Source organism: Sporosarcina sp. FA15 (assembly GCF_051550195.1).
Classification (GTDB): Bacteria; Bacillota; Bacilli; order Bacillales_A; family Planococcaceae; genus Sporosarcina; species Sporosarcina psychrophila.
In genome coordinates this window covers 4,526,696-4,538,393 of the sequence record NZ_CP188818.1, presented here as the reverse complement: position 1 = coordinate 4,538,393, position 11,698 = coordinate 4,526,696, and the positions used below count along the sequence as shown (strand labels likewise).

The window sequence follows — 11,698 nt, the reverse complement described above, 5'->3', positions numbered from 1 at the left end:
CTTTAATTAATATTAATCATCCAACGACTTTTATACCTTTTTTCCAGACGGACTTAACATGGTTCACCCCGAACAAGTATTGAAGTTCTTGGTAGTTTGAAATGTCCCATAGAACGACATCCCCTTGTTTACCTATTTCCAATGATCCTGTTTTATCTGCCATTTGGATTGCACAAGCCGCGTTATAGGTCGCGGCAGTAAGCGCTTCTGCCGGTGTTAGTCGCATCGATATACACGCTAAGTTCATAACAAGTGGCATCGATGTCGTCGGTGAAGATCCGGGATTACAATCTGTCGATATCGCGACCGGTACGCCAGCGTCAATCATCTTGCGCCCTTGTGCTGCTTGCTCCCTAAGATATAACGCGGTTGCTGGCAATAAACAAGCGATTGTTCCGGAATCTGCCATCGCTTTAATTCCTTCATCAGACGCTTTCAATAAATGCTCTGCTGAAATCGCTCCAACTTTCGCCGCCAGTTCCGCGCCGCCATAGGGTTCAATTTCATCCGCATGGATTTTTGGTATCAGACCATACTTTTTCCCTGCTTCTAAAATCCGTTGTGATTGTTCAGGTGTGAAAACACCGACTTCACAAAATACATCATTGAAGACTGCTAGCTTTTCATTGACAACAGCAGGAAGCATTTCATTGACGACAAGATCTATATACTCGTCTTCCCGTCCTTTGAATTCTGTCGGCACTGCATGTGCACCCATGAACGTTGGCACAAGGTCAATCGCATGTTCTTGCTGCAAGCGTTTCATGACACGGAGCTGTTTTAGTTCCGTTGCCAAATCTAAGCCGTACCCACTTTTCCCCTCGACAGTTGTGACGCCGTGTTTCAGAAACGAATCAAGGCGTTTCTTCGTCTGCTCAACAAGTTCATCTTCAGTTGCTTCACGAGTCATTTTTGTTGTCGCATGAATACCGCCACCTGCATTCATAATTTCCATATAGGTCGCGCCTTCAAGTCGCATTTCAAATTCACGTTCGCGACTGCCACCATAGGCGACATGTGTATGCGGATCGACGAGGCCTGGAGTAACGAGATGACCAGTTGCGTCTGTGATTTCCGCTTCATGGGCGCGGTCTTTGAACTGCTCTTCTAATTGTTGAGTCGTGCCGACTGCTCTTATGATCCCATCTTCTATCCAGATACTGCCGTCTTCTATAATTGATAAATCATTCATCGCTTCTTTTATTCGCGGGGCTGTACCAGCTTGGGCTAACGTCGCAAGTTGCGCTGCATGTTTAATCCATATAATTTTTGTCATTCTTCAATCGCCTCTTTTGCCATCATCGGAATGTTGACCCCTTTTTCCCACGCCGTTTTTTCGGCAAGTTCATAGCCCGCATCAACATGACGGACTATACCCATTCCTGGATCTGTCGTTAATACACGTTCGATTCGAGCTTCTGCTTCTTTGGTTCCATCCGCGACAATAACCATACCTGCATGAACCGAATAACCCATCCCAACGCCGCCTCCATGATGAATGGAAACCCAAGTAGCTCCGCCGACTGCGTTAATCATTGCATTCAACAGCGGCCAGTCAGCTACTGCATCCGAACCGTCTTTCATCGCTTCCGTCTCACGGTTTGGCGATGCAACTGATCCCGAGTCGAGATGATCTCGCCCAATGACAATCGGTGCTTTTAATTCGCCCGAAGCGACCATATCATTAATGATTTTTCCAAAGCGGGCACGTTCTCCGTACCCTAGCCAGCAAATCCGTGACGGCAGTCCTTGAAACTGAATTTTATCTTGTGCCATTCGAATCCAGTTGCACAAATGTTTGTTATCACCAAATTCACGTAAAATAACTTCATCTGTTTTATAAATATCTTCAGGATCTCCTGATAGAGCAACCCAGCGGAATGGCCCTTTTCCTTCACAAAACTGTGGACGGATATAGGCGGGAACAAATCCTGGGAAATCGAATGCACGAGTTACGCCTTCATCTTTCGCCACCTGACGAATGTTGTTACCGTAATCGAACGTAATTGCACCTTTATCCATCATGTCTAGCATTGCTTCAACATGTTTTGCCATCGATGCTTTCGACCGTTTGATATACGCCTCCGGATTTTCCGCTCGCAGTTTCGCGGCTTCCTCTAGTGACATACCAGATGGGATATAACCGTTTAACGGATCATGTGCAGATGTCTGATCAGTTAACACATCTGGGATAAATCCAATCGCAAGCATCGCAGGAAGCACTTCCGATGCATTACCTAACAGACCGATTGACAGTGCACTGCCCTCTTTTTTTGCTTCTTCAGCAAGACGGATCGCCTCTTCAAGTGAATCTGTTTTCACATCGGTATAGCGTGTTTCAATTCGGCGATCAATTCGCGTTTCATCTACTTCGATACCGATACAGACTCCCCCGGCCATCGTTACCGCTAGCGGCTGTGCAGCCCCCATCCCCCCGAGTCCAGCAGTTAGTGTAATCGTGCCTTTCAGCGACTCTCCAAAATGCTGTTTCGCCAGTTCCGCAAACGTTTCGTATGTCCCTTGCACGATTCCTTGTGAACCGATATAAATCCAGCTTCCCGCCGTCATTTGTCCGTACATCATAAGTCCTTTTTTATCGAGCTCATGGAAATGTTCCCAGTTGGCATAGGCCGGGACTAGATTCGAGTTCGCAATCAATACTTTTGGTGCGTCTGTATGTGACTTGAATATCGCAACTGGTTTCCCCGATTGCACAAGTAATGTTTCATCATTTTCAAGTTCTTTCAACGAGCGGACAATTGCGTCAAACGACTCCCAATTTCGTGCCGCCTTTCCAATGCCACCGTAAACAACAAGGTCATCCGGATGCTCAGCCACTTCCGCGTCTAAGTTATTCATCAGCATACGAAGCGCCGCCTCCTGCTGCCACCCCTTCGTGTTCAACTCAGTCCCACGGTAACGAATAACCTTTTCAGATGCTTTCCCCACTATGAACCCCTCCTTACTATTCTACTAGTATCGTACACGATGAAAGCGCTTTATTGTTCGGTATTCAGAAAATTTAGTCCGTGCTAATAGGGTGCTATTGTAGTGAGATAAAGCAGTGAAGTTACTAATCTATTGATTAACCATTTTCTTGCATCAAAAGCAGGTAAGAAAGATTTGAAAAACTCCATTTTCACTGAATCATTTCCGGTCCGCTTTCGGCGAACTATTCATGACATCTTTACCGATGGAAGAGTGTGTCTAGAAATGACTTCGTCATTCCTAGACACACTCTTTTCATTTATCCTGTTACGAATAGTTGCCTGTCGCGTTCCTACAACATTCAAGTGAAAAATACAGCTACTTTAGAAAAAAAGAATAGATGACTCTTGAAAAAGGTTGTAAGTGCCCGAAGATACAATTTCGGGCACTCTAGTGCTTTGTACAATGTGTCCTTGCTTACTTTCAGTAAAAATTATTCATCTTATCATGCGATGGACTAAAAAAAAGTGACTCTTCCTTCAATTAAAAAGACAAGACTACGTAGAAGGCTTCAGCCGCCAAAATTGTATCTTTGGCGGCTATTATCCAGATAAGATGATCCGCTATTCTTTCGTCCCTGAAAGCTTTAGCACTTTGTGTATTTATACATTTGGAGCGCGACCGATGAATAAGCACCATACGATTACCAAGAAAAATGTGTAGACATGCGATGAAGTAGCAATTCTATATTACAAAAAGAGTTCCATGGCTTTATGAATTGAATGCCATGGAACTCTTTTATTATTTAATTTTGATTTCTGCCTTACCTTCAATCCATTGCGGGTATCCATACAAAGGCAATTTAATCGGGTTTACATAGGGTTCATCCAGAAGTCTCACACTTATCTCAATTCGTTCGTCAGAGTTGCGCGAAAATCCTCCTCCCATCGATTGAATCTCTTTTCCTTCGGCATCAAAAAATGAGTTGAATGGATCATGGTGGAATTCTTTTTCACCATTAAGGTACAGCTCGATTAGGCTATGTGTCGTTTTTTTCACCGTAAATCTTTGATCCTTTGGTTGTTCCAAGATAATTCCTTTATCCGTATCAATTACTACGTATGCTTCATTTTTATCCATTGCCTGCAATTTATTAAACGTTAGGGTCAATCCCTGAGGTTGTTCAAAGTAGTTACTTTGAAGGTAATAGACTTTACCGTAGTCACTAGTGCCACTTGCAACCAACCCATTGGTAATAGACGACCATATCTCTCCCTTATCATCAATTAATCGTAAATCTTCAAAACCGAAAATTTCTTTAGTATTTAAAGGATCTACAAATACATGAACACCCACTTTTATAGGCGAAATTTCAATTTGTTTAATCGTTATCTTTTGTCCTTCTATCGAAACGGTTTCATTAATCGGATAACGAATTGTAGGCATTTTTTCTTTAGCTATTGAAAAAGGGATTTCATACTCAATGGATCGTGAATCAGACTCTAATTTCACTTTGAAAATAAAATCGCTCTTGTTAATTCCTTCCTGAAACTGTACATTTACCGTCGATGCTTGTTCAAGTCCTTTCCCATCTACATCATTAAGAGAATCGGCAGAGGCCCTTATTACAATATCCTCTCCTTCATTACCTGTTATTTGTGGAAGCCCTCCAGAAAACTGCTCACCTTCATTAAATCCTTTCACAGTATAGAAAATAATCATTTCTTGTTCATCCGCAATCGCACCATCAAGTGTTAACGTCACTCCATCCTTTTCAATTGAATGATTCAACAGTTGATAATATTCATTGTCAATCGCTGCTTGCAAACCTTTATTATCCTGGATAAGTGCAACAACTTTCTCCATTCCCGGTATCGAAGCAACCGCATTCGCAAAGGCGGGTATGACGCGAATCGATGCGACTAATGTGATGAGTAGAATTGCTGCTACAATGACAGACCAAACGCCGCGTTTAACATAAGGACGTTTTTTTACTTTAGGTACATTCTTCGCTCGCTGAAACCCTTGCTTGATAGCCAATTCAAGTTCATCCTGTGATACAACTGTCTTTTTAATTGTTTCTTTCCACTTCGCCAATTTCTTCTCCTCTTCATCAAACACGGCGAATCTCCCCCTTCTCTTCTTTGTCATCGAAAAACGAGCGTAGTGACTTGAGCGCTTTATATAGTCTAGTTTTAACAGTACCTTCAGGTGTAGATGACATCTCAGCGATTTCTTTAATTTTAACGTCTTGTAAATACTTCATATGAATAAGTTCACGTTGTTCTTCAGTTAGTTTCGCCATCGCCTCTTCGACTTCAAGATAGGTGTAGTCCTCACTAAAACCATGCTGCAATACTGTTTCTTCGTCCACTATAAGTCGCTTTTGTTTTTGCAAAACGTCACGACAATAATTCATCATGATTCGCACAAGCCACGTCTTCGCATATTCAGGCTTTTTCAATGAATGAATTTTCTCGTATGCACGGAAAGTCACTTCCTGAACGGATTCGAGCGCATCTCCCTCGTTTTTCAAATAAGCAAGCGCCGTTCGATAGAGCGCATCCTTATGTATTAACATAAGTGACAGGAAAGCATCATCGTTTCCTGCAATTGCTTTCTCTGCCAATTCCATATCAGTCAAAACCGCACCTCCATTCCCATTTCCACTTATACATTAGACCCGCGAAACTCGAAAAAGTTTTCGGGAAATAAAAATAAAGACCACCTAATATGGCAGTCTCTTTCGAGGTATTGAAAAAGCTTATTAGAAAGGCATCAATTACATATTTCAATTCAATCAGTTTACTAGTATCGAATGAAAGAAAAGGGATTCGCCATCGTTAGTAAATTATATAGTGTCATAATCGGCCTTCCCTTTAATTTTGTAAAGGATCTGATGCTTTACATTCTAGTTGGAATAATCAGTGGTGTATCCTTGGCTAAAATCTATATTCAGCGCACCGTGTTTCAGATCAAACGTAAAATAACTGAAGGCTATTGCATCGTCTCTAATAATTTATTACATTCTGCTATTCACTTTTTTTAATTCGGAGACCGTTAGCCCTTTATTACACCCTGTAAGTAGCAAAGCAAAAATGGCTATTAATAGTACCTTCCTTATGGTATTTCGCCCTCACTAAAAAAAGCTACCCTAGGCTGTTTCCATAAAATTTGTTGTTATTAGAATAAAAAAATGTGTTAAACTACAATGTAAGAATACTCAAAAATCAGGAAAGGAGAGGTAATATTTATGCTATTTATGTCCTTTATTGTTGTGCCTTTATTAGGCGTCATATGGTTTTTGAATCTTATCACCTTTATGGAGAACTTACACAACGGTAAAAACACTCATAATCAAAAAGTGTTAGGGGGAGTTTGGACCTTCGCCTTTATCGCTACACTAATCTACTGCTATATAGGCATCAGTTATAGTTGATACTTTGTGGAGCGACACACACCATCAAATTGATAGTTTTCCGCTTTTTCACGCTATGGCCTTAGCATATTGACGGTTATATTATTAGATTTTTGACACGACACGCTGAAATAAGCATATGCTCTGCCCTGTTTTCAAACGACAAATTTCCGCCAAATTCAAGCCCATGGAACCAGTAAAGGTAGTTATCCGGATACTTAGTGGCAACACCTTGAAAACGTACCATCCAAGCCTTTAAGCGATTGTGGAAGTGTTGGATGTGATAGATCCCCTTCTTAACACGTTTTTCGTCTTTCTCCCCACATTAAACACACCCCTTTAACCGCATTGTATCAACCTTTTAACACTCTGATTATTAAAGTAACAATCTATACGAAAACTGCCTCTCTCTCTTACAACTACCTCACAATACCATGAATCACTTTCCACAACCATATATTAACATATATTAAGATTTGCAATCATCTATGCTAGTCAAAGTCTATCCTCACTTCATTTATATAGTAGGCTAGCTACACGAAAAAAACCTTCCGAAAAAAAAAGTCCATTCCCTTTCACCCATCGTCGCATAGGATAAAGAGAATCGCTTGGAAGGAGTGAACGAATGGTCAACATGCAACCAGGTGGTCAAGGGGAACAGCAATGGTACCCTAAATTACCTGAAGGATATGAAGCAAACCGGGCGCAAGATACGTCTGGGTATGCGAATGATAGCTGGTCACCAGGTATGGGAATGTCCGGACAGGGGATGCAAGGTTTTTCATCTGGGCAAGGGATGTCTGGACACGATATGCAAGCTTTCTCTCCAGGGCAAGAGATGCAAGGTTATGACATGCAAGCTTTCTCTCCAGGGCAAGAGGTACAGGGCTACGACATGCAAGCTTTCTCTCCTGAGCAAGAGATGCAAGGTTATGACATGCAAGCTTTTTCTCCAGGGCAAGAGGCACAGGGCTACGACATGCAAGCTTTTTCTCCAGGGCAAGAGGCACAGGGCTACGACATGCAAGCTTTTTCTCCAGGGCAAGAGGCACAGGGCTACGACATGCAAGCTTTTTCTCCAGAGCAAGAGATGTCAGGTTACGGGATGCCTGAACAGGAAATGGTTGCTTTCCACTCAGGACACGACATGCAGGGGTTTGCTCCGCCAGGACGGCCGCCGGGCCAAGGAATGCCCGGATTTGGTCCGCCGGGACGACCACCTGGGCCAGGAATGCCCGGATTTGGTCCTCCAGGACGACCGCCGGGCCAAGGTAGTCCTGGATTTGGTCCTCCAGGATGGCCACCGGGACCAGGAATGCCGGGATTTGGTCCTCCAGGACGACCACCGGGCCAAGGACAACCGGGCGGACAACAAGCCCCATCATCTCCGCCACCAAATACCATACCAGCTTATCCAAGTACCCAGTTGTTTGCAGTAGATCCAGGTGCAATCCGTGGTTGTCTCTACCGCTATACCTATGTCTGGCTATCCAGAAGACAAGGTTTTTGGTTTTTCCCAGTCTTTGTCGGACGTACTTCTGTCGCCGGTTACAGATGGCGTAATAGGCAAAGAAGATGGGAATACATGGGGATCGACCTTAATCGAATCGACAAGTTCTCCTGTTTTTAATTAGCTACTTTCTATTATCTATGCTCACTTAATGAAAAAAACGATTCCATCACCGATGGAATCGTTTTTTATTGAGCTTATCTGTTTAACAATGACAGAGAGAGGGAATGTAATTAGAGGTGCGTGCATGGTAATGAAGAATAATGGACAAGATTAGTCTAAATGATGTGTACCATTATCTTATAAGAAAAATAGGTGATTTGATGAAAAAGGTATCAGGTGTTTTTTGGATTTCGGTCGGTCTAATAGGTTTGATAGTTTTATTCGGAGCATTTGCACCTGAAAGCTTCGAAAACGTAACAGAGAATATGAAAAACTTCATAACTTCATCATTCGGCTGGTATTATTTACTCGTTGTCACTGGAATTGTACTGTTCTGTCTGTTCTTTATCGTCAGTCCAATTGGTCAGATTACGCTCGGAAAACCTGATGAGAAGCCTGAGTATTCTCGAATGAGCTGGTTCGCAATGCTGTTTTCAGCAGGAATGGGGATTGGACTTGTCTTTTGGGGAGCAGCCGAACCTTTATCCCATTTTGCTATAGACCCCGCAACTGAACTGCCAGGAACCGACGCTGCTTTTCGTGAATCGATGCGCTTCACATTTTTCCATTGGGGTATTCATGCATGGGCGATTTACGCTGTAGTTGCCATGTCACTTGCGTATTTCCAATTCCGTAAAGGGGAACCTGGATTGATTTCCTCAACTTTGAAGCCCCTTTTTGGAGATCGGATGAACGGTCCTTTAGGCACATTGGTCAATCTACTCGCTATCTTCGCGACGGTAGTAGGGGTTGCAACGACTCTAGGGTTTGGAGCTATTCAAATCAACGGCGGATTATCTTATGTATTCGATATCCCCATCAATTTTACCGTTCAAATTATCATCATCATTATCGTAACAATTTTATTTGTTGCTTCTGCTTGGTCAGGTATAGGTAAAGGAATTAAATATTTATCTAATATCAATATGGTACTTGCGGTCATCTTACTGATACTTGTTATCATACTTGGACCTACTATGTTAATCTTCAATACATTTACCGATACAATCGGTCTTTACTTGCAAAACTTACCCCGTATGAGTTTCCGGGCAGCACCGCTTGATGATGCCAATCGTACGTGGATTAATGGTTGGACTATTTTTTATTGGGCGTGGTGGATTTCATGGTCCCCATTTGTTGGTATCTTCATTGCCCGCGTATCACGTGGAAGAACCATCCGGGAATTCTTAGTTGGTGTCTTGATGCTCCCCACATTGCTTAGCTTTTTCTGGTTTTCCGTTTTCGGTGCCACGGCAATGGATGTACAAATGAAAGGAACTGACTTATCTGGATTGAAAACAGAAGAGACACTTTTCGCCATTTTCAATGGGATGCCAATGTCAATGTTTCTATCGATTTTAGCAATTATCCTCATTGCCATCTTTTTCATCACATCCGCAGATTCTGCCACATTCGTGCTCGGAATGCAGTCAACTTACGGATCGCTTAATCCGCCAAATATTGTGAAACTGACATGGGGTGTTGCACAAGCAGCAGTTTCCATCATTCTGCTCTCTGCCAACGGGCTAACCGCACTGCAGAATGCATTGGTTATTGCTGCATTCCCCTTCTCCTTCGTCATCATTTTAATGATGATTTCGTTTTATAAGGCTCTTGATAAAGAACGAACGGAGATGGGACTGATGGTGAGACCTTATTCGAAGAAGAGGAAATAGTAATTTGAAAAGCCAAGACTGAGCCGTGTGCTCAACCTTGGCTTTTCTTTTTATGTTCTCCAACTTATTTAAACGCCTCTCCCACATTATTGCTTTGAAAGTTGTACTTCATAGATGCGAGCAATCTGCATATATTTCGTAGAGAGGTTTTACGAATTATAATGGGTAGGTGATGAAAGTGAGTGCAATATTACTTGGCAGTTTTCTTTTTTTAAGTGTAAGCTTCGGAGGTGGAATTGCTTGGCTAGTATCTAAACTATTCCACAATTCAACCGCAGGATTATCACTCCTATGCGGTGGATTTTTAGTAGGATTACTGGCACTTGATATCATTCCAAGCGCATTGAAGATGTATAAGTCTTTCGGTATCATACTGGGGGTATTCATTGGATACCTATTTTTTCTAGTGCTTCGCAATTTATTCCACCCATCTGCAGGTCAAAGTCCTTCCGTTTACTTGCTCATGCTTGCCATACTCATCCATACAATCCCGCTAAGTATGACCATTGGCAGCTTAATGGAGAGTTCAATAGTCGGCATCACAATTACGGCTTCTGTAATTCTGCATCATCTTCCAGAAGGTTTTGCACTTACAACTGCTTTTCTTTCGCAAAGGAAAAAGCCATGGAAGTTATTTTTAGGTTTCCTCAGCTTATCGCTATGCTTTAGCCTATTCATCTGGATCGGGCATTACGTAAATCTGTCTACCAAAGAGCAAGGTGTTCTAATGGGGATCTCCATTGGCCTCATTGCAACTACAAGCATTAGTGAATTCATCCTGCATAATCTAAAGCTGGTACCTCCAAGATCTTTTATCACCTATATTTTTACGGGTTATTTACTAAGTACTCTATTTCATCTGTTGTTATAATTTTAGGCAATATGGATGAAAGATAGCCGACTCTTCACTTAAGCACCTGTTAGTTAAATGAGAAATTATTCAGAAAATATATCAGCTACTAAATTACTAAATTCTCTTAAATAATAGAGATAATTTTTCCCGTCAATTCCTTCATAGTTATATCTTTTGTTATACATCTTTGCAACAACAACATTATATTCAGGTATTACTAATAAAGTTGGACCTGTTACCCCTATTATTTGAAAAGCACCTTTAGGCACTCGGTCTCCAATCTCGCTTTTTAATGACGGAGTTCCTTGAACAAACCAAAACGCACCATTCAATGGAGTTTCTTCATTTTTATATGTAGGGCTTTGAACTTGTGTTGCAATTTCAATTACTTCTTTTGGAACAACTTGTTCTCCATTTATATTTCCTTTTCTTAAATGAAGATTGCCCCAATGTGCAAATTCTCGAGCAGAGACATAAAGGTTAGACTCAGTTCCATCATTTGAATTGCCCAGTTTAGATGTTGCCTCTTCGTTAGGATTAACAATAACTTTAACTAAATTTTCATTTTCTTTTGTTTGCCAAGCTGTTTCCTTATAACCTAAAGGTAAAAAGATTCTTTCGTGTAACAATTCAGAAACACTTTGGTTGTATAGTTGTTTAATTAATTGTGTCATCATTAATACATTAATCCCTCTATACGCCCACCCTTGACCTGGGTCAAACTCTCTATAAACCATTCCATACTCGTCCTCATTTAAACCATGAGAATGCGTAATTAAATTTCTAATGGTTGTTCTACCAAGTAATTCTTTATCAAATTCTTCAAAGTAATTTACTGCATAATCATCAAGACTTTTAATTTTACCTTCATGGATTGCATATGCAACAGCTAGCCCTAAATAACTTTTTCTCGCCGATGCAACATTAAACTGTGAAAATTGCGTTATAGGCAATGAACCTTCTCTATTAGAGTGGCTTCCACTGTAATACTCTAGTACCATTTCATCATCCTTAAGTATAAGCAATGCCGATGCGGAGCAGTGATTTAGCTCCTTTATATCTTCAACCCATGAGATTAATTTTTGATATCTAATATCCAACTTTGTGCCCTCCTTTCTTTTGTCAAATTCAACAAAAAATAGATTAAACCA

At 41.5% G+C, this 11,698-nt stretch carries 8 protein-coding genes and 1 pseudogene; 3 read left to right on the top strand and 6 right to left on the bottom strand.

The annotated features are described in order from the left end of the window. Positions 1-16: 16 nt before the first annotated feature. The 5 genes and pseudogenes from hutI to ACP8HG_RS21710 all read right to left on the bottom strand — a co-directional run. On the bottom strand, positions 17-1,276 hold the full coding sequence (gene hutI, locus ACP8HG_RS21730; protein WP_438297987.1) for an imidazolonepropionase: 1,260 nt from the start codon (positions 1,274-1,276) through the stop codon (positions 17-19). After that, entirely contained in the window at positions 1,273-2,949 is a 1,677-nt protein-coding gene (hutU, locus tag ACP8HG_RS21725; protein WP_421102334.1) for a urocanate hydratase, read from the bottom strand. Before hutU ends, hutI begins: the two co-directional genes overlap by 4 nt. Positions 2,950-3,729: 780 nt before the next feature. Further along, positions 3,730-5,049: a DUF4179 domain-containing protein gene (locus tag ACP8HG_RS21720; RefSeq protein ID WP_438297986.1), complete on the bottom strand. Its 1,320-nt coding sequence runs from the start codon at positions 5,047-5,049 to the stop codon at positions 3,730-3,732. Next, positions 5,042-5,563: a sigma-70 family RNA polymerase sigma factor gene (locus tag ACP8HG_RS21715; RefSeq protein WP_438298685.1), complete on the bottom strand. Its 522-nt coding sequence runs from the start codon at positions 5,561-5,563 to the stop codon at positions 5,042-5,044. The genes ACP8HG_RS21720 and ACP8HG_RS21715 overlap by 8 nt, the downstream gene beginning before the upstream one ends. Before the next feature lie 857 nt (positions 5,564-6,420). After that, positions 6,421-6,656 (bottom strand): annotated as a pseudogene (locus ACP8HG_RS21710) (IS1595 family transposase); the annotation flags it as partial. 315 nt (positions 6,657-6,971) lie between these two features. On the opposite strand from ACP8HG_RS21710, the gene ACP8HG_RS21705 reads away from it, so the two are divergent. The 3 genes from ACP8HG_RS21705 to ACP8HG_RS21695 all read left to right on the top strand — a co-directional run bounded on the left by ACP8HG_RS21705 (position 6,972) and on the right by ACP8HG_RS21695 (position 10,565). After that, positions 6,972-7,976, top strand: coding sequence for a hypothetical protein (locus ACP8HG_RS21705; RefSeq protein WP_438297985.1), 1,005 nt, complete (start codon positions 6,972-6,974; stop codon positions 7,974-7,976). A gap of 203 nt (positions 7,977-8,179) precedes the next feature. Beyond that, positions 8,180-9,694, top strand: a complete 1,515-nt coding sequence (locus ACP8HG_RS21700; protein WP_067213849.1) for a glycine betaine uptake BCCT transporter — start codon at positions 8,180-8,182, stop codon at positions 9,692-9,694. 172 nt (positions 9,695-9,866) lie between these two features. Further along, positions 9,867-10,565 (top strand): ZIP family metal transporter, encoded by a 699-nt coding sequence (locus tag ACP8HG_RS21695; RefSeq protein ID WP_187046773.1) that lies wholly within the window; start codon positions 9,867-9,869, stop codon positions 10,563-10,565. Positions 10,566-10,630: 65 nt separating this feature from the next. Here the strand turns inward: ACP8HG_RS21695 and ACP8HG_RS21690 are convergent, their stop codons facing one another. Beyond that, positions 10,631-11,641 carry a serine hydrolase domain-containing protein gene (locus tag ACP8HG_RS21690; RefSeq protein ID WP_438298684.1) on the bottom strand — a complete coding sequence of 337 codons (1,011 nt, stop codon included), beginning with the start codon at positions 11,639-11,641 and terminating at the stop codon, positions 10,631-10,633. Positions 11,642-11,698: the final 57 nt, after the last annotated feature.

Excerpts from the sequence above, each read along its gene's own strand:
- hutI (WP_438297987.1), bottom strand. The coding sequence starts at position 1,276 with ATGACAAAAATTATATGGATTAAACATGCAGCGCAACTTGCGACGTTA.
- ACP8HG_RS21715 (WP_438298685.1), bottom strand. The coding sequence starts at position 5,563 with ATGGAATTGGCAGAGAAAGCAATTGCAGGAAACGATGATGCTTTCCTG.
- ACP8HG_RS21705 (WP_438297985.1), top strand. The coding sequence starts at position 6,972 with ATGGTCAACATGCAACCAGGTGGTCAAGGGGAACAGCAATGGTACCCT.
- ACP8HG_RS21700 (WP_067213849.1), top strand. The coding sequence starts at position 8,180 with ATGAAAAAGGTATCAGGTGTTTTTTGGATTTCGGTCGGTCTAATAGGT.
- ACP8HG_RS21695 (WP_187046773.1), top strand. The coding sequence starts at position 9,867 with ATGAAAGTGAGTGCAATATTACTTGGCAGTTTTCTTTTTTTAAGTGTA.